The organism is Sphingomonas rosea (assembly GCF_039538065.1).
In the GTDB taxonomy this organism is placed as follows: Bacteria; Pseudomonadota; Alphaproteobacteria; order Sphingomonadales; family Sphingomonadaceae; genus Sphingomicrobium; species Sphingomicrobium rosea.
In genome coordinates, this window is record NZ_BAABBR010000001.1 from 808,446 (window position 1) to 829,149 (window position 20,704).

Genomic DNA, 20,704 nt, shown 5'->3' on the forward strand with positions numbered 1-20,704 from the left:
GCTTGTCGCGCGCATGACCTTGACAAGACGGCGCGCCGCCTTCATTGGGGCCGCCGATACGGGCGGCATCTGGCCGCTCTTTTCTTTTCTAGCTTTGGGTGCACCACGATGGCCAAGCCGGCAACCGTCAAGATCAAGCTCGTCAGCACGGCCGATACCGGCTTCTTCTACGTGACCAAGAAGAACCCGCGCAACACGACCGAGAAGATGAACTTCCGCAAGTACGACCCGGTCGTGCGCAAGCACGTCGAGTTCAAGGAAGCCAAGATCAAGTAATCTCGGCTCCTTGCTGAACGGACGAGGGCGCTTCGGCGCCCTTTTTCGTGTCCGGCGCCGGCCGCGTCAGGCGACCGTGGCTTCGTTGGGCAGAAGCGCGCTCACCTCGGCGACGAAGCGCGCCACCGAGATCGGCTTCGAAACATAGGCCTGGGCGCCCGCCGAGCGAATGCGCTCGTCATCGCCCTGGCCGGCATAGGCGGTCACCGCCATGATCGGCACGTGCGCCAGCGATTCCACCGCCCGCATCGAACGGATGAGGTCGAGCCCGCTGACGTAGGGCAATTGGATGTCGGTGATGACGAGATCCGGGCGGAATTCGAGCGCGGTATCGAGGGCGACACGACTGTCCGTCACCGGCTTGGCTTCGTGTCCGTGCGCCGAGAGCAGGTCGCAGAACAGCTTGATGTTGAGGGCATTGTCCTCGACAACCATGATCCGGGCCATGGACTAGCTGCTCCTCACACATAGATTATAGGCTAATGTCGGCGAAACCGTACAACAAAAGCGACTCCGTTACGGTTGCGCTGCAGGCCCTCGCTGTTTCACTGGGAGACGAGGCGCGCGCCGACCGCCTGCTGGCGCTGACCGGACTTACCCCCGACGACCTGCGCGTCCGGGCGGGCGAACCGGAAGTGCTGGTCGCGGTGCTGCGCTTTCTCGAAGATCATGAGCCCGATCTCCTTGCGGTCGCCGAAGCCCTCGGCAAGAGCCCGCAGGAACTGGTGGCCGCCCGGAGCGCTCTCGAATCATGAACATCACCGCCGCGGGCCAGCGTCCGCTCCTCGTCACCGACTGCGACGAGGTCCTCCTCCACATGGTCCGGCACTTCTCCGACTGGCTCGACGAAGAGCATGCGATCCTCTTCCGGCCCGAGGAAGGCGACATGGCAGGCGGACTCAAGGACAAGGTCACCGGCGAGCGGGTCGAGAGCGAGCGCGTCTGGCAATTGCTGTGGGGCTTCTTCGAAAGCGAAATGCATCGCCAGACGATCGTTCCTGGTGCGATCGAGGCGCTTGGCACGATCGGGGAGAAGGCCGACATCGTCGTCCTCACCAACCTCGGCGAGGACGCGCGCGAAGGCCGCATCGCCCAGCTCGCCCGATTCGGGATCAACCACGAGGTGGTATGCAACCGCGGCGGCAAGGGCGAACCGCTTCGCGCGATCGTCGAGCGCCATCGCGCTCCGCGCCACCTGTTCGTCGACGACCTCGCCGTCCACCACACCTCGGTCGCCAAGCATTCTCCCGCGACCCACCGCCTTCACATGGTCGCCGAGCCGAGCCTCGCGGCGGTGACCGCGCCGGCCGAGCACGCCCATGCCCGGATCGACGACTGGGCGACCGCGACCCCGTGGATCCTCGAGCGACTGGAAGGATAAGCCGCCCATGAAGACCGTTCTCATCACCGGCGCGACCGCCGGGATCGGCGCCGCCTCGGCCCGCGCCTTCGCGCACGCCGGCTGGCGCGTGATCGGCACCGGCCGCCGCGCCGACCGACTTCGCGATCTCCAGGAAGAGCTTGGCGCCTACTTCCTCCCGCTCTCGGTCGACATGCAGGACCGCGCGGGGCTCGAAAGCCTGGCGAAGCTCGAGGGCGAGTGGAGCGGTGTCGACTGCCTTATCAACAACGCCGGCCTCGCCCCGCCGATGGCGGACCTGCAGGACAGCGAGTGGGACAAGCTCCAGACGGTGATCGACACCAACGTGACGGGCCTCGTCGCGCTGACCCGTGCCCTGCTGCCCAAGCTGATCGCGTCGCAGGGTTCGATCATCAACCTGTCGTCGGTCGCCGCGACCTATCCCTACAAGGGCGGCGCGGTCTATGGCGCGACCAAGGCCTTCGTCCGCCAGTTCAGTCTGATGCTTCGGAACGACCTTGCCGGCACCGGCGTGCGCGTGACCTCGATCGAGCCGGGGATGGCCGAGACCGAGTTCACGCTCGTGCGCAACGGCGGCGACCAGGCCGCGTCGGATGCGCTCTATGACGGCATCGACCCGATGACCCCCGAGGACCTGGCCGAAACCATCCTGTGGGTCGCGAGCCGGCCGCCGCATCTCAACATCAACGCGCTCGAACTGATGCCGACGCGGCAGAACTGGGCCGGCTTCGCCACCAACCGCAAGGCTTGACCGGGCGGGGCGAAGCGGCCACCGCCGCGCCCATGTCCATCGATCAGCGCCTCGCCGAACTCGGCATCACCCTTCCCCAGCCCGCCGCGCCCGTGGCTTCCTACGTGCCCGCGGTGCTGACCGGAAACCTGCTCCACATTTCGGGTCAGATCAGCTTTGCCGAGGATGGCAGCCTGATCACCGGCCGGCTCGGCGAGAATGTCGATCTCGAGGCCGGGCAGGCCGCCGCGCGGCGCTGCGGGCTCATGCTGCTGGCGCAGATCAAGGCTGCGGTCGGCTCGCTCGATCGCGTCTCGCGCGTCGTGAAGCTCGGCGTCTTCGTCAATTCGGTCGGCGAGTTCACCGACCAGCCGAAGGTTGCCAACGGCGCCTCGGACCTCATGGCCGAGGTGTTCGGGGAGGCCGGCCGCCATGCGCGCTCGGCGGTAGGCGTTCCGACGCTGCCGCTCGGAGTCGCGGTCGAGGTCGACGCCATCGTCGAGATCCGCGACTGATTTGCGACCGGACCGGACCCAAGGTTCGGTCTTCCGCTTCGGCCTCAAGCGCTTATCTCGGGTGACGATGGCTGATCGTGACCCCGCCGAAATCCGAATCGCCGATTCGATGCTCGCCATTGATCCGGTCGAGTGGGATCGGCTGGCGGGATCGGCCGACCCTTTCCTGTCGCACGCCTTCCTCGCCGCGCTCGAATCGTCGGGCAGTGCGACGGGGCAGACCGGCTGGACTCCGCTTCCACTGACCGTCTCTCAAGGCGGAGCGGTGGTCGGCGCCGCACCGGCCTATCTCAAGACGCACAGCCAAGGCGAATATATCTTCGACCACGCCTGGGCCGACGCATGGGAGCGGGCGGGGGGCAATTATTATCCCAAGCTCCTGATCGCGGTCCCCTTCACCCCCGTGGTCGGGCCACGCCTCCTCGGCCAGGCACCCGAGCTGGTGCTCGCCGGGGCCGAGGCACTCACCACGCAGAATCAGCTGTCGTCGGCGCACATCAATTTCCTGATCGAGGCCGAGGCCGACATCGCCGAGCGACGCGGCTGGCTGGTCCGCCACGGCATCCAGTATCATTTCGTTGATCGCGGCTATGGCGACTTCGAGGGGTTCCTCGCCGCCTGCAGCAGCCGCAAGCGCAAGACGATCCGCAAGGAGCGCGCCGCCGCGCGCGAGGGACTGACCTTCCGCCACCTGCGCGGCGCGGAGATTGGCGCGGCCGACATGGACGCGATGTGGCGCTTCTATCAGGACACGGGCAGCCGCAAATGGGGCCGGCCCTACCTCACCCGCGACTTCTTCGGATCGGCGGTGGCGCGGCTCGGCGACCAGCTGCTGCTGTTCCTCGCCGAGCGCGACGGCCATCCCATCGCCGGGGCGCTCAACTGGGTCGGGAGCGATACGCTCTACGGGCGCTACTGGGGATGCAGCGAGGATGTGCCCTTCCTGCATTTCGAGCTGTGCTACTATCAGGCGATCGACTGGGCGCTGGCCAATGGCCGCACGACCGTCCAGGCCGGCGCGCAGGGCGAGCACAAGCTTGCCCGCGGCTATGAGCCCGTGACGACCCTCAGCGCGCACTTCCTTCCCGATCCGGGCTTCCGCTCGGCCGTCGCCGACTTCCTCGTGCGCGAGCGGACCGCGGTGGCCAATGAGATCGCCGCGCTCCGCGAAGAACTCCCGTTCCGCAAGGAAGGATAGGCTAGCGGGTCGCGCGGCCCTGTTCGCGCCCTTCGACTTCCGTGCCGACTTGCTCGAAGATCTTGCCGCGGCGCTGCATGAAATCGCCGCACGACTGCAGGATTGGGCCGATCGGCTTGCCCTTGATCGCCCCTGCCGCCTGCTCGGCGAGGGCACCGAGCTGCGCTTGCGTCACGCTCGAATCGACCCGGCCCATGAAGAACATCGCGGCGATCTGGGCCATCAGCGCCATGTCCTTGTCAGGCAAAGCGCTCGCCGCCTGCTGCGTCACCAGCATGCATTGCATGTCGAAATCCCTGCTTCCCGGCGCCGCGACCCCCGGGACCGGCTGCAGCGCGATCAATCCTGCCAACCACCACATCGACGCTTCCCCTATTCTTCCAAAAGAAAAGGCTCGCCGGAGATCTCCCCGGCGAGCCTTCCTGCCCCTCGCGTGAACGCGAGTGTTCTTAGTTCTGGAGCGGCGAGAGATTCACCGCGGCATGCTTGCCGCGACGATCGACCTCGAGCTCGAACTCGAGCTTGTCGCCCTCGTTGAGGCTGGCCATGCCCGCCCGCTCAACGGCCGAGATGTGCACGAACGCGTCGGGCTGCCCGTCGTCGCGCTGAATGAAGCCGAAGCCCTTCATCGCGTTGAAGAACTTGACCGTCCCGGTCGCCTTTTCGCCGGTCAGCTGACGCTGCGGCGCAGCGGCTTCCGCACGCTCAACCGCGATCGGCTCGCCGTCGATGCGCAGATTGGTCGCCGAAACGCGACCACCGCGGTCGACGAGCGTGAACTCGAGCGGCTGACCATCGGCGAGGTCGGTGAGACCCGCCTGCTCGACGGCCGAGATGTGCACGAAGACGTCCTCGCCGCCATCGTCACGGACGATGAAGCCGAAGCCCTTCTGCGGGTTGAAGAACTTGACGATGCCCTTGCCCTCGCCGACGACCTGGGGGGGCATTCCGCCGCCGCCGCCGCCGCCGCCGCCGAAGCCGCCGCCGCCGCCGCCGCCGAAGCCACCGCCACCACCACCGCCGCCGAAGCGATCGCCGCCACCGCCGCCGTAACCGCCGCCACCGCCGCCGCGATAGCCACCGCCACCGCCGCCGCCACCGTAGCCGCCGCCACCACCGCCGCGATAGCCACCGCCACCGCCGCCGCCGAACCGGTCACCGCCACCGAAGCCGCCGCCACCAAAGTCGCCGCCGCCGAAGCCGCCGCCACCGAAGTCACCGCCGCTGCCGCCGAAATCACCCTTGTCGCGTCCGCGACCGCCCCGGTCGCCCTTACGCCCTCGATCGTAACCCATGCCCGTGCAAACTTCCTCGAACCCGTTTAATCTTCAAACCAACGCGCTGGGCTCAACGGCGCAACCGGTCACGGCACATCCAACGGACGTGATTCCGTCTCGGACCCTACAGGAAAAAACCGCACTCCTCTAGCCGTTTGTCTCGCCTCTGCTGTCAGGACCGGTTAAGCGGGGCCGACGCAGGAACCACAGACAGATTATGGCCATCCATTTCCACGAAGAAGATCTCCCCGGAACCGACCTGTTCGGGCCCGGTCCGATCGCCGTCGACACCGAGGCGATGGGCCTTCACCCCGGCCGCGATCGGCTGTGCCTCGTGCAATTGTCGGACGGGTCGGGCGACGAGCATCTCGTGCGCTTCTCGCCGGGAAGCGACTATGCCGCGCCCAACCTCAAGGCGCTGTTGGGCGATCCGAACCGCCTGAAGCTCTATCATTTCGCCCGGTTCGATATCGCGATCATGCGATACTATCTGGGGATCATGGCCGCGCCGCTCTACTGCACCCGCACCGCTTCGCGACTGGTTCGGACCTACACCGACCGGCATGGCCTCAAGGAACTGGTCAAGGAACTGCTCGGACAGGACCTCAACAAGCAGCAGCAGACCAGCGACTGGGGCGGCCCCGACCTCAATGACGCCCAGCGCGACTATGCCGCGAGCGACGTGCGCTATCTCCACGCGCTGAAGGAAAAGCTCGACGTTCGGCTCGCCCGCGAAGGCCGCACCGCGCTCGCGCAGGCCTGCTTCGACTTCCTCCCCGCCCGGGCCGAGCTCGATCTCGCCGGCTGGCCGGAAGAGGATCTGTTCGCGCACAGCTGATGAGCGAAGCTGCCAACCTGCAGCGCGAACAGGCGCAACAATGGGCGGAGCCGGGCAGTCCGCACGACCGGCTGGTCGGCCTTCTCAAGGTCGCTTTGCCCTCGGCCGTGGGCGTCATCGGGGCGATCTTCCTCATGCTCCCGCTCACCAAGCAGCAGGAAGCGAGCTTCATCCTCGACAAGAAGGACGTCAGCAAGGCCGAGGAGCGGATGAAGATCGAGGCGGCGCGCTACAACGGCACCGACGACCAGGGTCAGCCTTTCCTCCTCGTCGCCGATCGCGCGGTACAGCAGACCAGCAATGTGCCGATCGTCGACATCAACGGCGTGATGGCCCGGCTCGGGCTGCGCGAAGGCCCGGCCACCATCCAAGCGCAGCGCGGCCGCTACGACCTTGACCGCCAGCAGGTGGCGGTGAACGGACCGGTGCGTGTCAGCGGCCCCGAGGGCGAGCAACTCCTCACCCGGGACGTCCTGGTCGACCTGCGCAGCAGGCAGGTCCGAAGCACCGGGCAGGTGAGCGGCCGCATGCCGGTCGGCACCTTCAACGCCAACAGCCTGTCGGCCGATCTCGGTACCAGGCAGGTGGCGCTCAACGGCGGCGTGAACGGAACGATCAAGCTCGGGAACTTCCAGGCCGGGCGGATGCGGGTGGACCTCAATAACCGCATTGTCGTGCTCGATGGCGGCGCCCGGTTGAAAATCACGCCCGGGACCGTCAGATGAGCGCCATGGGGACCATCCGCACCTTCGCCATCGCCTTTGCGCTGACCACGGCCACCGTGGGCGGAGTCGCGTTGGCGCAAACCCAGGGCGGCCCGGTCTCGGCTCTGAAGGGCCATGACGCCAATGCGCCGATCGACGTCGCGAGCGATCGGATCGAGGTGCAGGATCGCTCGGACCGCGCGATCTTCGCGGGCAACGTCAAGGTGCGGCAGGCCGACCTCACGCTCGACACCGAGCGGCTGACCGTCGCCTATACCAGCGCCGGCAATCTCCAGATCGATCGTCTCGATGCGTCGGGCGGAGTGATCGTCCGCTCGCCGAGCGAGACCGCGCGCGGCGACTTCGGCATCTACGATATCAACCGGCGCCTGATCACGCTGATTGGCGCCGTCCAGCTCCAGCGCGGCGATTCGCGTATTTCGGGCGCCCGCCTGACGATCGACATGACCAGCGGACGCGCGGTCGTCGACGGCGGTCCGGTCGGAGTCGGCGAATCGGGTGGTCGAGTGACGGGGCACTTCACCGTCCCCCAGCGCCGCGGCAGCTGAGATGAACGAGGCCAGCGCGATCGATCGGGCGGGCACCAGCGCCGCCGACGGCGCCATGCGCGGCCTTGCCGTCCGCAACATCGCCAAGAGCTACGACAAGCGACAGGTCCTCCGCGACGTCAGCCTCGAGGTCCATCGCGGTGAGGTGGTCGGCCTCCTGGGTCCCAACGGCGCGGGCAAGACCACCAGTTTCTATTCGGTCATGGGCCTGGTGAAGCCCGACGCCGGCAGGATCATGCTCGACGGGCGCGATATCACCGGCCTGCCGATGTACCGCCGCGCGATCCTTGGCCTCGGTTACCTTCCGCAGGAAACCAGCATCTTCCGGGGCCTGACGGTCGAGCAGAACATCATGGCCGTGCTCGAGGTCGCCGAGCCCGACAAGCAGGCCCGCCAGGCCCGGCTTGAACAATTGCTCGGCGAATTCGGCCTCGTCGGCCTGCGCGCCTCGCCCGCCATGGCGCTGTCGGGCGGTGAACGCCGTCGCTGCGAAATCGCCCGGGCGCTCGCCGCCGATCCCAAGATCATGCTCCTCGACGAGCCGTTCGCGGGCATCGACCCGCTGTCGATCGCCGACATCCGCGACCTCGTGAAGGACTTGAAGGATCGCGACATCGGTGTCCTCATCACCGATCACAACGTCCGCGAGACGCTCGACATCGTCGACCGGGCCTGCATCATCTACGACGGTCAGGTGCTGTTCGCCGGGACCCCGGAAGCGTTGGTCGCCGACCAGGACGTCCGGCGGCTCTATCTCGGCGAAAGCTTCGAGCTCTAGGGAGCGCGGCCGTGGGGCTCGGCCCGGGACTTCAACTCCGTCAGGCCCAGTCGCTGGTCATGAGCCAGCAGCTCCAGCAGGCGATCAAGCTCCTCCAGCTCACCAACGTCGAAGTCGAGGCGGCCATCGCCGAGGAATTGGCGAAGAATCCCCTTCTCGAAATGGGCGGCGACGGCGACGTGGTCGTGCGCGAGGACGTTGAATTCGGCGATGCCCCCGCCGATCCCCGCGGAGCGGATGAACTGAGCGGCAAGGGCGAGGAAGCACTCGATGCCGACTGGCGCGATGCAGCCGCCGAGACCGATGCCGGCTACGAGATCGGGAGCGGCGACGAGGAAGGGTTCGATTTCGACCGGCTCGCGTCCTGCGAGAGCGGCTTGTGCGAGCATCTCATGGCGCAGCTTCACGGCGCCGGCGGGGCCGCGGGCCGCGCCGCCGAGGCGATCGTCCACGAGCTCGAGGAAACCGGCTGGCTGACGACCTCGCTCCGTGACATCGCCCATGCTCTCGACCTCACCGTCAAGGATGTCGAAGCGGGGTTGCGGCTGGTCCAGGGGCTTGAACCCGCCGGTGTCGGGGCACGCGACCTTGCCGAATGCCTCGCGCTTCAGGCCAAGGCCGCCGACCGATACGATCCCGCCATGGCGCGGCTCATCGCCAATCTCGACCTCCTGTCGCGCGGCCAGATGGCGGCGCTGAAGCGGATCTGCGGGGTCGATGACGAGGACCTCGCCGACATGATCGCCGAGCTCCGCAGCTACGACCCCAAGCCAGGTTGCCGCTTCGCCGCCGAACCGGCTGCGTCGAGCGAGCCCGACGTTCTCGTCCGCCGCACCGCCGCCGGTTTCTCGGTCGAGCTCAACCCCGCGACCTTGCCGCGCGTGCTGGTCAACCGCCGCTATCACCGCGAGCTCAAGGCCGCCGCCACCGACAAGCAGGCCAAGAGCTGGCTGTCCGAACAATTGCAGAGTGCGTCTTGGCTGGTTCGCGCGCTCGACCAGCGCGCGCGCACGATCGTCCGGATCGTCAGCGCGGTGGTCGAATCCCAAGAAGGCTTCTTCCGTGAAGGCGTGGCTGCGCTTCGCCCGCTCACCATGGGGCGGATCGCCGAAGCGGTGGAGATGCACGAGAGTACCGTCAGCCGTGTCGCCTCGGGCAAGACGTTGCTGTGCGAGCATGGCCTGTTCGAACTGCGCAGCTTCTTCTCGAGCGGGGTCGCAGCCGACGATGGCGAAGGCGCCAGCGCCGAAGCGGTCAAGGCCGCGATCGCCAAGCTCGTCGCGGCCGAGACCGAGGTGCTGAGTGACGATCAGCTGGTCGACGCGCTGAAAGAGCAGGGTTTCGTTCTCGCCCGCCGTACCGTCGCCAAATATCGCGAAGCGATCGGGATCGGCTCGAGCGTCCAGCGCCGTCGTCAGCGCGCCATTTCGGGCAAGGCCGCCTAGAGCCGGACCCGCGCCCAGATCGGGAGGTGGTCGCTCGCGATTCGTGCCCGCTCGCTGTGGTGCACACCTGCCGCCTCGATGACGAGGTCTTGGTCGACCATGATCCGGTCCAGCACCGCCACCGGCCGACGCGAATGGAAGCTCGGTCCCGTCGGCGCGATCCGGAAGCGTCCGTCGAGCTCCTTGAGGCACCCGGCAGCCGAGCGCCATTCGTTGGTATCGCCCATCAGCACGGTCGGCATCGGTTGCGGACGCTTGGCCACGGCGTCGAGGATCGCCCGCATCTGCCGCCGACGCCACAATCCGGACAGGTCCAGATGCAGCCCGATGACCCGGATGGGCCGGTCGCGGACCAGCAGCTCGGCCATCACCGCCCCGCGCGGCTCGAGCGTCGGCAGGTCGAGCGCGACCACGTCGAGAATCCCGACATGGCTCTTCACCAGGATCGCATTGCCATGCCAGCCGATGTTGCGCGTATCGACTTTGAGCAGTTCGTCGACGCGCGCGCTGATTCCCGGCACGAGGTCGAGCGCGCGGCGGTTTCTTACCCCGACGGGCACCGGCCGGTACGGGCTATGCCCTTCCCACAGGGTGTGCGGCACCGCCGAGGCGCGCCCGCCCGTCCGCCGATCGGCTTCCTGCAGCGCCACCACATCCGCGCCAATCTCCTCCAGCACATGGAGGATGCGATGCGGATCGTGCCGCCGGTCGAGACCGACGGCCTTGTGCATGTTGTAGGAAGCGAGGGTGAGAAGGGTCACCGTCGTCCAACCCCGTGTGGCGCGAAGCCGTTCCTAGACGTCGAGGTTGGCGACGCTCAGTGCATTGTCCTGGATGAATTCGCGACGCGGTTCGACCACTTCGCCCATCAGGCGCGAGAAGATTTCGTCGGCGACGTCGGCCTGACCCACCTCGACCCGCAGCAGCGAGCGGTTGGCCGGATCGAGCGTGGTTTCCCACAGCTGCTCGGCATTCATCTCCCCCAGCCCCTTGTAGCGCTGGATGCTGAGGCCCTTGCGGCCCGCGCCGAGCACCGCGTTCAACAGCTCGCTCGGACGGGTGATCTCGACCGGCTTGCCCTTGGTGTCGGCGGCCGCCTGCTCGATCGCTTCCTCGCCTTCGCCCGCGCCGACGGTCGGCTCGGCCTCGGTCTGCGCGCCTTTCTTCAGGGTCCGCAGGGTCGAGGGACGGGCGTAGGTCTCGCGCTGTTCGCCCGCGAGCGTGTGCAGCTTGCGCGCCTCGGCGGAGGTGATGAAGCTCGGCTCGACGATGGTGACATCGGTCACGCCACGCCACAGCCGGCGGAGGAGATAACCGCCCTCGTGCGCGAGCTCGGCCGACCAGCGGCCTTCCTCGTCGCCCTGCTGCAGCCACGCCGCGACCTTTTCGACCGCCGCCAGGCGGCCCTCGGTTCCGAGTTCGGGATCGAGCGCGCCGGCCAGCGCCAGCGCCTCGAGCAGCGCGGGATCATATTTCTTGGGCGCATAGCGCAGCAGCGTGCGGATGCGCCGCGCATGATCGACGAGCGTCTTCAGATCCGCACCCTGGCGGACCTCGCCGCTGCTTTCCATCTGCAGGCCTTCGAGCCCCGCCTCGACCAGATAGTCGTCGAGCTGCGCGTCGTCCTTGAGATAGACTTCCGAGCGGCCGCGGGCGACCTTGTAGAGCGGCGGCTGCGCGATCATGAGGTGCCCGGCCTCGATCAGCTCGGGCATCTGCCGATAGAAGAAGGTCAGCAGGAGCGTGCGGATATGCGCGCCGTCGACGTCGGCGTCGGTCATGATCACGATCTTGTGATAGCGCAGCTTGGAAAGGTTGAATTCCTCGCGGCCGATGCCGGTGCCGAGCGCCTGGATGATCGTCCCGATCTCGCGGCTCGACAGCATCCGGTCGAAGCGCGCGCGCTCGACGTTGAGGAGCTTGCCCCGCAGCGGAAGGATCGCCTGGTTCTGGCGATTGCGGCCCTGCTTGGCCGAGCCACCGGCCGAATCGCCCTCGACGAGGAACAATTCGCTGAGCGCCGGGTCGCGTTCCTGGCAGTCGGCGAGCTTTCCGGGCAGCGAGGCGATGTCCATCACACCCTTGCGCCGGGTGAGCTCGCGGGCGCGCTTGGCGGCTTCGCGCGCCGCGGCGGCGTCGATGATCTTCTGGATGATCGCGCGGGCGTTGGCGGGATTTTCCTCCAGCCACTCGGTCATCTTGTCGCTCATCAGCGCCTCGAGCGGCTGGCGCACTTCGGAGCTGACGAGCTTGTCCTTGGTCTGGCTCGAAAATTTAGGGTCTGGCAGCTTGACCGAGACGATCGCGGTCAGGCCCTCGCGCATGTCGTCGCCGGTGAGGCTGACCTTTTCCTTCTTCAGCATGCCCGACTTTTCGGCATAGCCGTTGACGGTGCGGGTCAGCGCGGCGCGGAAGGCCGCGAGGTGGGTGCCGCCGTCGCGCTGCGGGATGTTGTTCGTGAACGGCAGGACGTTCTCGTAATAGGAATCATTCCACTCGAGCGCGACGTCGATGCCGATCCCGTCGCGCACCGCCGAGATGGCGATGGGATCGGGGAAGAGCGGGGTCTTGGCGCGGTCGAGATACTTCACGAAGGCCGCGATGCCGCCCTCGTAGAACAGCTCGACTTCCTTGCGCTCCTCGTGCCGCGCGTCGGCCAGCACCAGCCGCACGCCCGAGTTGAGGAAGGCGAGCTCGCGATAGCGATGCTCGAGCTTCTCGAAGTCGAACTCGGTGATCTTGAAGGTCGCCGGGCTCGGCAGGAAGGTAACGCGCGTGCCCGTCTTGCCCGGAGGCGCGGTGCCGACGACCTTCAGCGGGGCGACCGCGTCGCCGTGGGCGAAGCGCATGAAATGCTCCTCGCCGTCGCGCCAGATCGTGAGATCGAGGAATTCGGACAGCGCGTTGACGACCGAGACGCCGACGCCGTGGAGGCCGCCCGACACCTTGTAGGCGTTGTCGTCGCTGGTGTTCTCGAACTTACCGCCGGCGTGGAGCTGGGTCATGATGACCTCGGCTGCCGAAACGCCTTCCTCGGCGTGGATGCCCGTCGGAATACCGCGGCCATTGTCCTCGACCGTGACCGAACCATCGGGATTGAGCTGGATCAGAATGCGGTCGCAATGCCCCGCAAGCGCTTCGTCGATGGCATTGTCGCTGACCTCGAACACCATGTGGTGGAGGCCCGAGCCGTCGTCGGTGTCGCCGATGTACATGCCGGGCCGCTTGCGCACCGCGTCGAGGCCCTTGAGGACCTTGATGCTCTCGGCGCCGTAACTGTTCTGGTTCGCTTCTTCTGCCATGAGGAGGATATAGCGTTTCGTGACGCGAAGTCACGCGCGGGCGGGCGCGCGCGGGCCCGCATACGCGAAGGGCGGAGACCGAAGTCCCCGCCCTTCTAATTCGAAGCTTTAGCCAGCGCGGCGCTGACCGCCCCCGGTGCCACCGCTCGGACCACGCCGGCGCTGGCCGCCGCCGTTCCCCGGACGACCGCCGCCGGCGGGCTGGCCCGCCGGACGCTGTCCGCCGTGGCGCTGCTGCTGCCCCTGGCCGTGCCCGCCCGAGCGGACCGGATTGCCGACCGGACCACGACCGACGCCGCCGGGCACACCGCGCGCGCTGCGGCCACCTTCACGCGGACCGTTGCGGTCTTCGGGCATGTCCGAGCGCGGATCGTTGCGCGGGAGGCCGTAGCGCTGCGGATCGCGGGCGTGGCCGCGCGCGCCGCTCTCGTTGCGCTTGTTGCGCTGCTGCGGCTGGGCGGCCCGCTTCGGCTCGACCTTGAGGCGCTTGAAGGCCTCGACCGCCTGGATGAAACCGGCGGGAAGCGCGGTCTCGGTCAGGCGCTGGCGCGTCAGCTTCTCGATGTCCTTGAGATACGCCTTTTCCTCGCGGTCGCAGTAGGCGATCGCGATGCCGTCGGCGCCGGCGCGCGCGGTGCGGCCGATGCGGTGGACATACTGCTCGGGGACGTTGGGCAGGTCGTAGTTCACGACGTGGCTGACGCCCGGAATGTCGATCCCGCGCGCGGCGATGTCGGTCGCGACGAGGATCGGCACGCTGCCGTCGCGGAACAGGGCGATCGCCCGCTCCCGCTGCGGCTGGCTCTTGTTGCCGTGGATCGCATTGCTCTCGATGCCGGCCGCGGCGAGCTGGCGGACGATCTTGTCGGCGCCGTGCTTGGTGCGGCTGAAGACGAGCGTGCGCTCGATTTCCTTGCCGTTCTGGAAGAACAGGGTGAGGAGCGCGCTCTTCTCGGCCTGGTTGACGAAGGTGACGAACTGCTCAACCCGCTCCGCGGTGGTAGCGACCGGGGTCACCGCGACTTCGGCTGGATCCTTCAGATATTCGTCGGCGAGGCTCTTGATCATCTTCGGCATGGTCGCCGAGAAGAACAGGGTCTGGCGCTTGGCCGGGATGATCTTCACGATCCGCTTCAGCGCATGGATGAAGCCGAGGTCGAGCATCTGGTCGGCCTCGTCGAGAACGAGGATCTCGAGGGTCTTGAGGTCCACGGCGCGCTGGTCGACGAGGTCGAGCAGACGGCCCGGGGTCGCGACGAGGACGTCGAGGCCGCGGTGCACGGTGCGCAGGCTCTTGGCATTGGCGACGCCGCCGAAGATCACGCCGACGGTCGTCTTGAGGCCGCTGCCATAGGCTTCGGCGCTGGCCGCGATCTGGCTGGCGAGCTCACGCGTCGGAGCGAGCACGAGCATGCGGATCTGGCCCGGCCGGAGCGACTGCGGGCGGTTGGCCGCGAGGCGCTGGAGCGACGGGGCCATGAACGCAGCGGTCTTGCCGGTGCCGGTCTGGGCGATGCCGAGCAGGTCGCGCCCTTCGAGGACATAGGGGATGGCCTGCGCCTGGATCGGCGAGGGCACGGTGTAGTTCTTGGCGGCGAGCGCCTTCAGCAGGGGGGCCGAGAGGCCGAGCTGGTCGAATGTGGTGGTCAAATGAAATTCCAACATGAAGCGACCGGCCGGTGGAGACCACGGGCCGGGGCAGGGTGAGATCAGTACCCCGCGTGATGTGGGAACTTGAAACGGAACCGAGACGCGGGCCGGCGCCCTTAGGGGCTGCCGATCACGCCGCTTTGTGGCGTCTCGCTGCCGGCCATATAGGGGCAGGCCGCGGAAAAGTCCACCTACGGGCCGACGGGCACCATAGTCGCCGGTCCGATCCCCTCGAACAGCGCGGCTTCGGTGGCGGTCATCCAGACCTGCCCGCGGCCCTCGAGCCGGGCGAAGAGCGCGGCGCGGCGCGCGGGGTCGAGATGCGCCGCGACCTCGTCGAGCAGCAGCAGCGGCGGCGCCCCGCGGCGTGTCGCGACGAGTTCGGCATGGGCGAGGACGATGCCGAGGAGCAGCGCCTTCTGTTCGCCGGTCGAGCAGCGCGCCGCGGGCTGGCCCTTGGCGGCGTGGGTGACGGCAAGGTCCTGGCGGTGCGGCCCCTCGGTGGCGCGCCCGGCGGCGGCGTCGCGGCCACGGTTGGCGCGGAGCCGGGCGGCGAGGTCGCCCTCCCCCGGCTGGTAGAGCGCGATCGCGGGCCGCGCGAACAGGTCGTCGGGCACGGCGTCGAGCGCCTCCGACAAGGAGCCGACGGTGCGGGCGCGGGCGGCGCCGAGCGCGGTGCCGTGCTCGGCCATGCCGGCCTCGAGCGCGGAGAGCCATTCGGGGTCGGCGCCTTCGGGCTCGGACAGGAGCTTGTTGCGGGCGCGCATGGCGGCTTCATAGCGCGCGGCGTGGTGCGCGTGGCCGGGCTCGAGGGCGAGAACCAGCCGGTCGAGGAAGCGGCGGCGGTCGCCCGCAGGGCCGGTGAACAGGCGATCCATCGCGGGGGTGAGCCAGAGGACGGAGAGCCATTCGGCGAGGCTGTTGACGCTCGATGGCGCGCCGTTGATGCGGACCTGCCGACGCTCGGGCGCGGTGGCGAGCGTGCCGGTGCCGAGCGCGGTCGCGCCCAGCGCCGCGCTCACCGCCCAGCCGCCCCGCCCGTCGCTCCGGGCCATCTCGCCAAGCGCGCTACCGCGCAGCCCGCGGCCGGGGGCGAACATTGAGACGGCCTCGAGGATGTTCGTTTTCCCCGCGCCATTCTCGCCGAACAGGCAGACGAAGCCGGGGCCGGGCCGAAGCTCGAGGCCGCCGTGATTGCGAAAGTCGGTGAGGGTCAGGCGGGAGAGCACGGCCGGGTCGGTAAAGCAGAGCGCGGGGTCAGACACCAGCGCCGGGTCACGAAGGTCACAGGGTGGGAGAGTGGAAGACGGGGTCCGATTGACCCGGCGGATGGCGGAAAACGGCGCTCGGAGGGAGAGTCGCGAAGGTCCCATGCTGTGACCTTGCGGACGTCCGGGCGCGGACGGTGGTCGGATAAGTCAAAGCGCGCGCGGAAGAACCGCTGCGGTTAGTGAAGCAGGCGAAATCCTACTTTGCAAGGGTGCTGTGAGTGTCTGCTTTGCGTGGCAAGCGGACGTCTATTGACCATGCTTGGCGAAACGCCGCCAGAATGCAAAAGCTGACATAGACGATGCCGAAGATCAGATATCCGCCACCAAAAAACGCAGCCTTCTCGGATAATCAGATACCTTTCTCGAACAAACCAATTGCTGCAAAAACGACGACATAGACGAACGAGAACTCAACCGCGTCGTCCTTGATGTCCCTCAACATGCACCGAGATTGAACCCGTTGGCCGATGTCCGCAATGGGTGGAAAGCGGACGTTAGACATGCAGCCTCAGCGGCGGCGATATGTCCGCCATTTCCGATCGCAGTAGGCTGTCACAACGAGCGGTGACGCCGCGATAAGCCAGAAGCCAAGGGCGCTCGCTGGCGGCACACTCCCGTTCCACACAACCGTAAAACCGACTGCCCAGATAACGAAGAGGTCGAAGGCAAGGGTCGCCACCACTAATGTGATCAGTGAGAACCGATTCATTGGCCCACATTAGGCGTGCGGTCGAATGTCGCAAATGGATGGAAAGCGGACATTGCGTTTTAAGCGTTGAAGAGGCAGCTTACTGGCGTGCTCTTGCCCGCATTCGCCCGATTTCTACTTGGTAGTGCTATGGCAATTGCGGTGGACTGGGCGATTTTCTGGCAAATGGTCATGGCGCTGCGAGGGCCAGAGGTCTGGCCTGAAGATTTCAGCTACCAAAGCAGTAATACCGCTCGAAAGGTTCTCATCGCTATATCTGGCGGCGCGGCAGGAGCGCTTTGGAACGACGGGCAGGGGCAATCGGCAGCCCTAATTGCCGCCGCAATCCTCCATCTTGCTATCTACGTCGAGTGGTATCGCTGGCGCGGCTCTCAAGGGAGCTAACGTCCGCAATGGGTCGGAACCGGAAAGCAGGTGGGCCCCGGATCAGGTCCGAGGTGACGGTGGCCTGGGCCGCAGTCGGGCCCCTCGACCACTCCACCGCGCGGAGCGGTCACCCTCCCCATTGCGGCGCAACGGGGAGGACGAAGCAGCTCAGACGCGCATCGGCATGAGGACGTAGAGCGCGCTCGACTTGTCGTTCTCGCGCAGCAGCGTCGGGGCGGCGGCGTCGGCGAGGTGGACTTCGACCGTGTCGCCGTCGATCTCCGACAGGATGTCGAGGAGATAGCGGGCGTTGAAGCCAATCTCCATTCCGTCGGCGCTGTAGTCGGCGGCGAGTTCTTCGGTGGCGAGGCCGTTCTCGGGCGAAGTGACCGACAGGGTCACGCGGTCGCGGTCGAGGCTGATTTTGACCGCGCGGGTCTTCTCGCTGGCGATGGTCGCGACACGGTCGACGCCCGCCTTGAAGGTCGCGGGATCGAGCTTCAGAAGCTTGTCGTTGGCGGTCGGGATGACGCGGTTGTAGTCGGGGAAGCTGCCGTCGATCAGCTTGCTGGTCAGCACGGCATGGCCGAGGACGAAGCGGATCTTGGTGGCCGAAAGCGAGACCTCGACCGTGCCCTCGACCTCGTCGAGGAGCTTGCGGAGCTCGAGCACGCACTTCTTGGGCACGATCACGTCGGGCATGCCGTCGGCGCCGTCGGGCTTGGCGACGGTGACACGGGCAAGGCGGTGGCCGTCGGTCGCGGCGGCCTTGAGCATGTCGTCGGCGACGTGGAGGAAGATGCCCATCAGGTAATAGCGGGTCTCTTCGCTGCTGATCGCGAACTTGGTCTTGTCGATGATCTGGCGGAGCGTCGCGGCCGGCAGCTCGAAGCGGGTCGGAAGCTCGCCCTCGGCGATCACCGGGAAGTCGTCGCGCGGCAGGGTCGAGAGATTGAAGCGGGCGCGGCCGGCGACGACCTGCATCTTGCCATCGGCGGCGGAGAGCTCGACCTGCGACCCCTCGGGCAGCTTGCGGACGATGTCGAAGAAGGTGTGCGCCGAGACGGTGGTCGCGCCGGCGGTGGCGACATTGGCGGCGACGCTTTCGTCGACCTGAAGGTCGAGGTCGGTCGCCATCAGGCGGAGCGAGCCGCCTTCGCGGGCATCCAGGAGGACGTTCGAGAGGATCGGAATGGTGTTGCGGCGCTCCACCACCGACTGCACGTGGCTGAGGCTCTTGAGGAGGGTAGCCCGTTCGATCGTCGCCTTCATAAAGCCCAGCTCAGTCCTTTTGCCCCGGTGCCGCGGTTCACGCCCGAAGCGCGGCGCGGCATGTTTGGAGGGCCGTTATAGCGGGCGGGCGGAGGCTTGGAAGAGGGTTGAAGGGCCGCGTTTCACGAGGCCGCGAGGGCGAGGCGCGCCTTTTTCGACATGCCTTCGAGAAAGCGCAGCGCCTCCTCGCTGGCGAGCTGGAGGCGATAGAGGGCGGAGGCGACGCGGTCACGGTCGCCCTCGGCGGCGGCGGCGATGGCCCATTCGAGCCCGCGCGCGGCGTCGGCCACCGCTCCGGCCCCGAGGCTGGCCGCGGCCCCACGGAAGCTGTGCGCGGCGGACAGGGCGTGGGCGTAGTCACGGTCGGCGAGCGCGGCGCGGATCGCGCGCGGGCGCTGATCGAGCTCGCTCGCGAACAGATCGAGGAGCTGGCGGTAGCGCACGGCGCCGAGCGACTGGAGCAAGGCCTCGAGAGTGTCGGGGTCGAGGCAATCGGCCGTGAGAGCGAGCTCGCGGAGGATGGTCGTCGTATGCGGCATGAAGTCTCGCTCTGGCGATTAGGCAGCGCGAGGTGTCATCGAGATTTGACAGGAGCGCGAGCAGTTTCAATTCCGGAATGGAGGAAGCGCGCCGCGATTGCTCGGCGTACTTCCTCCATTGTGGACCTTAAGCGCTCTCAGGCGGCAGGAAGCACCGCATCGATCGAATGGACGACGCCATTCTTCGCGGGCTGTTCGGTGCCGGTGAGCATCGCCACATGGCCGGCCTTGTCGGTCACCTTGTAGCCCTGCCCTTCACGCGTGACGGTCAGCGGATCGCCGGCCATGGTCGCGAGCTTGAGCTCCTTCTTGCCGCTCTCGAGCCCCTTGGCGAGGTCGGTGGTCAAGATGGTGCCGGGCAGGATGTGGTGCCGCAGGAGGCCGGTCAGTTCGGCCTTGCCCTCGGGCTTCTGCAGGCGGTCGAGCGTGCCGGCGGGCAGCTTGGCGAGCGCATCCTCGCTGGGGGCGAGGATGGTGTAGGGCTCCTTGCCCGCCAGAATCCGCTCCATGCCGGCAGCCTTGACCAGCGCGACGAGCCTGGGCTGGCCGTCGAGCACCCCGGCGAGGTCTTTGTCGGGCTGGCTGGTGGCGCTGGCGAGGTTGCTTTCGGGCTCGAGGCTGTTGCTGGCAACCTCGCCCCCGCCCTTCCCGCACGCCGCGATGGCGGCGCCGAGAAGGGCGATCGTCATGATCCGCGACTTCATACCAGTCGCTCCACGATGGCCTGGACGATCTGGGTCGTGGGATCGACCTGGTAGATGTAGCCGTCGTTGTAGCGGTACATGCTGTCCGGGCCGTCGACGTAGCGATCGCGATAGGCATAGGGCACGTTGTAGACGTCATAGCCCGCCGGCATCGGCTGGCCGATCCCGAACCCGCCCGCGAGCAGCGAGACGATTCCGTCGATCACGCCGCTGCCGCGGTCGACCGAATAGATCGCGCCGTCGCCGTAACGGTAATAATCGTCGCCATTGTCGGCGTACCAGGGCTGATACTGGACCGGCACGTTGTAGTAGCCGAGGTAATCCTGCGGATAAGCGGCGCCGACGTAGTAGGCGCCCGTCCAGTCGTTCGCGAGCGGCCAATAGGCGTCGACATAATTCCGGTCGCGATCGATCCGGTACACGTAGCCATTGTCCTCGCGGTACCAGTAATCGTCATTGTCCGGGTACCAGCTGCTGTAGAGCGGCGGGAGCACCGCCGCGCCGAGCACCGCGGGCGCGATCGCGCCGACCAACTTGCGCGCCTGGCCCGGGGGCAGACAGCCGTTGTTCTTCGCGGCGAGGCCCGGGGGGCAGCCGTCGACGAGACCCGTGGTGCGGACCGACTGGAACACCTGCGGATTGCTGACCCAGTTGCGGCTGTCGCCGAACCGGACCTCGCGGCGATCGGGGCCACGATAGTCGGCCTGGCGCAGCGCCGGGGCCTGCATCACTCGGCCATTGCCGCGCTGCTCGATCCGCTCCGGACGGCCGCCACGGGGCTGCTCGACACGGGCTTCACGGACGGGGCCACGCTCCATCTTGGGACCGCGCTCGGGACCGCGCATCTGCGGACGCTCGGCACGGCGTTCCTGCTGCTGCATCTGGCGCGCAGGTCCGCGCTCCATGCGCATCGCCTGGCCGCCGCCATTGCCGCGTTCCATTCGCTGCGGACCACCGCCGCCACGGTTCATCTGCTTTTGGGGGCCACCGCCGCCACGATCCATCTTGGGACCGCCGCCGCCTTGGCCGCCGCCCGGACCACCGCCGTGCGCGGCCGGGGGACCGCCGCCGCCCTTGGGGCCACCGCCCCCGCCATTACCCTTGCCCTGCGCGATCGCGGGGCCAGTGAGCGCCAGCGCTGCGACGCCGGCAAAAATGCTGATTTTCCTCATGGAAAACT

Annotated in this window: 23 protein-coding genes; 12 read left to right on the top strand and 11 right to left on the bottom strand. The window is 67.5% G+C overall.

Translation table 11 applies throughout. The annotated features are described in order from the left end of the window. Positions 1–108 precede the first annotated feature (108 nt). On the top strand, positions 109–276 hold the full coding sequence (gene rpmG / locus ABD693_RS03920; protein ID WP_029941780.1) for a 50S ribosomal protein L33: 168 nt from the start codon (positions 109–111) through the stop codon (positions 274–276). A 66-nt stretch (positions 277–342) separates the two neighbouring features. Here the strand turns inward: rpmG and ABD693_RS03925 are convergent, their stop codons facing one another. Further along, positions 343–723, bottom strand: coding sequence for a response regulator (locus ABD693_RS03925; protein ID WP_344695696.1), 381 nt, complete (start codon positions 721–723; stop codon positions 343–345). 35 nt (positions 724–758) lie between these two features. Here ABD693_RS03925 and ABD693_RS03930 point away from each other — a divergent pair, with 35 nt between their 5' ends. The 5 genes from ABD693_RS03930 to ABD693_RS03950 all read left to right on the top strand — a co-directional run bounded on the left by ABD693_RS03930 (position 759) and on the right by ABD693_RS03950 (position 4,100). Then, positions 759–1,031 carry a DUF3572 domain-containing protein gene (locus ABD693_RS03930; protein WP_344695697.1) on the top strand — a complete coding sequence of 91 codons (273 nt, stop codon included), beginning with the start codon at positions 759–761 and terminating at the stop codon, positions 1,029–1,031. Beyond that, complete coding sequence (locus tag ABD693_RS03935; RefSeq protein WP_344695698.1) at positions 1,028–1,657, top strand: HAD family hydrolase; 630 nt, start codon at positions 1,028–1,030, stop codon at positions 1,655–1,657. Before ABD693_RS03930 ends, ABD693_RS03935 begins: the two co-directional genes overlap by 4 nt. A gap of 7 nt (positions 1,658–1,664) precedes the next feature. After that, complete coding sequence (locus tag ABD693_RS03940; protein WP_344695699.1) at positions 1,665–2,408, top strand: SDR family NAD(P)-dependent oxidoreductase; 744 nt, start codon at positions 1,665–1,667, stop codon at positions 2,406–2,408. Positions 2,409–2,440: 32 nt separating this feature from the next. Then, complete coding sequence (locus ABD693_RS03945; protein ID WP_344695700.1) at positions 2,441–2,902, top strand: RidA family protein; 462 nt, start codon at positions 2,441–2,443, stop codon at positions 2,900–2,902. A 67-nt stretch (positions 2,903–2,969) separates the two neighbouring features. Then, entirely contained in the window at positions 2,970–4,100 is a 1,131-nt protein-coding gene (locus tag ABD693_RS03950; RefSeq protein ID WP_344695701.1) for a GNAT family N-acetyltransferase, read from the top strand. A gap of 1 nt (position 4,101) precedes the next feature. Here the strand turns inward: ABD693_RS03950 and ABD693_RS03955 are convergent, their stop codons facing one another. Next, the gene (locus tag ABD693_RS03955) at positions 4,102–4,461 is read right to left on the bottom strand and encodes a hypothetical protein (RefSeq protein WP_344695702.1); all 360 of its coding nucleotides are present in this window, start codon (positions 4,459–4,461) and stop codon (positions 4,102–4,104) included. An 88-nt stretch (positions 4,462–4,549) separates the two neighbouring features. After that, the gene (locus ABD693_RS03960; RefSeq protein ID WP_344695703.1) at positions 4,550–5,395 is read right to left on the bottom strand and encodes a cold-shock protein; all 846 of its coding nucleotides are present in this window, start codon (positions 5,393–5,395) and stop codon (positions 4,550–4,552) included. 199 nt (positions 5,396–5,594) lie between these two features. On the opposite strand from ABD693_RS03960, the gene ABD693_RS03965 reads away from it, so the two are divergent. From ABD693_RS03965 to rpoN, 5 genes are read left to right on the top strand one after another with little or no spacing between them, the layout of a single operon-like run. Next, positions 5,595–6,215 carry a ribonuclease D gene (locus ABD693_RS03965; RefSeq protein ID WP_344695704.1) on the top strand — a complete coding sequence of 207 codons (621 nt, stop codon included), beginning with the start codon at positions 5,595–5,597 and terminating at the stop codon, positions 6,213–6,215. Beyond that, positions 6,215–6,940: an LPS export ABC transporter periplasmic protein LptC gene (lptC, locus tag ABD693_RS03970; protein WP_344695705.1), complete on the top strand. Its 726-nt coding sequence runs from the start codon at positions 6,215–6,217 to the stop codon at positions 6,938–6,940. Before ABD693_RS03965 ends, lptC begins: the two co-directional genes overlap by 1 nt. 5 nt (positions 6,941–6,945) lie before the next feature. Then, positions 6,946–7,488, top strand: coding sequence for an LptA/OstA family protein (locus ABD693_RS03975; RefSeq protein WP_344695706.1), 543 nt, complete (start codon positions 6,946–6,948; stop codon positions 7,486–7,488). A 1-nt stretch (position 7,489) separates the two neighbouring features. Beyond that, on the top strand, positions 7,490–8,266 hold the full coding sequence (lptB, locus tag ABD693_RS03980) for an LPS export ABC transporter ATP-binding protein (RefSeq protein WP_344695707.1): 777 nt from the start codon (positions 7,490–7,492) through the stop codon (positions 8,264–8,266). A gap of 11 nt (positions 8,267–8,277) precedes the next feature. After that, positions 8,278–9,711 carry an RNA polymerase factor sigma-54 gene (gene rpoN, locus ABD693_RS03985; protein ID WP_344695708.1) on the top strand — a complete coding sequence of 478 codons (1,434 nt, stop codon included), beginning with the start codon at positions 8,278–8,280 and terminating at the stop codon, positions 9,709–9,711. Here the strand turns inward: rpoN and ABD693_RS03990 are convergent. The 4 genes from ABD693_RS03990 to recF form a co-directional block, all read right to left on the bottom strand. Next, positions 9,708–10,472, bottom strand: coding sequence for an endonuclease/exonuclease/phosphatase family protein (locus ABD693_RS03990; protein ID WP_344695709.1), 765 nt, complete (start codon positions 10,470–10,472; stop codon positions 9,708–9,710). The genes rpoN and ABD693_RS03990 overlap by 4 nt on opposite strands. A 33-nt stretch (positions 10,473–10,505) precedes the next feature. Next, on the bottom strand, positions 10,506–13,013 hold the full coding sequence (gyrB, locus tag ABD693_RS03995) for a DNA topoisomerase (ATP-hydrolyzing) subunit B (RefSeq protein WP_344695710.1): 2,508 nt from the start codon (positions 13,011–13,013) through the stop codon (positions 10,506–10,508). 108 nt (positions 13,014–13,121) lie between these two features. Continuing rightward, complete coding sequence (locus ABD693_RS04000; RefSeq protein ID WP_344695711.1) at positions 13,122–14,678, bottom strand: DEAD/DEAH box helicase; 1,557 nt, start codon at positions 14,676–14,678, stop codon at positions 13,122–13,124. 176 nt (positions 14,679–14,854) lie between these two features. Beyond that, positions 14,855–15,892 carry a DNA replication/repair protein RecF gene (recF, locus tag ABD693_RS04005; RefSeq protein WP_344695712.1) on the bottom strand — a complete coding sequence of 346 codons (1,038 nt, stop codon included), beginning with the start codon at positions 15,890–15,892 and terminating at the stop codon, positions 14,855–14,857. A gap of 880 nt (positions 15,893–16,772) precedes the next feature. Between recF and ABD693_RS04010 the strand changes: the two genes are divergently transcribed. Then, complete coding sequence (locus ABD693_RS04010; protein WP_344695713.1) at positions 16,773–17,027, top strand: hypothetical protein; 255 nt, start codon at positions 16,773–16,775, stop codon at positions 17,025–17,027. Between the two features lie 150 nt (positions 17,028–17,177). Here the strand turns inward: ABD693_RS04010 and dnaN are convergent, their stop codons facing one another. The 4 genes from dnaN to ABD693_RS04030 all read right to left on the bottom strand — a co-directional run bounded on the left by dnaN (position 17,178) and on the right by ABD693_RS04030 (position 20,696). Beyond that, entirely contained in the window at positions 17,178–18,281 is a 1,104-nt protein-coding gene (gene dnaN / locus ABD693_RS04015; protein WP_344695714.1) for a DNA polymerase III subunit beta, read from the bottom strand. 122 nt (positions 18,282–18,403) lie between these two features. Beyond that, positions 18,404–18,820, bottom strand: coding sequence for an Hpt domain-containing protein (locus tag ABD693_RS04020; protein WP_344695715.1), 417 nt, complete (start codon positions 18,818–18,820; stop codon positions 18,404–18,406). Between the two features lie 137 nt (positions 18,821–18,957). After that, positions 18,958–19,509 carry a fasciclin domain-containing protein gene (locus tag ABD693_RS04025; RefSeq protein WP_344695716.1) on the bottom strand — a complete coding sequence of 184 codons (552 nt, stop codon included), beginning with the start codon at positions 19,507–19,509 and terminating at the stop codon, positions 18,958–18,960. Between the two features lie 11 nt (positions 19,510–19,520). Beyond that, the gene (locus ABD693_RS04030) at positions 19,521–20,696 is read right to left on the bottom strand and encodes a hypothetical protein (protein WP_344695717.1); all 1,176 of its coding nucleotides are present in this window, start codon (positions 20,694–20,696) and stop codon (positions 19,521–19,523) included. Between the last annotated feature and the right edge of the window lie 8 nt (positions 20,697–20,704).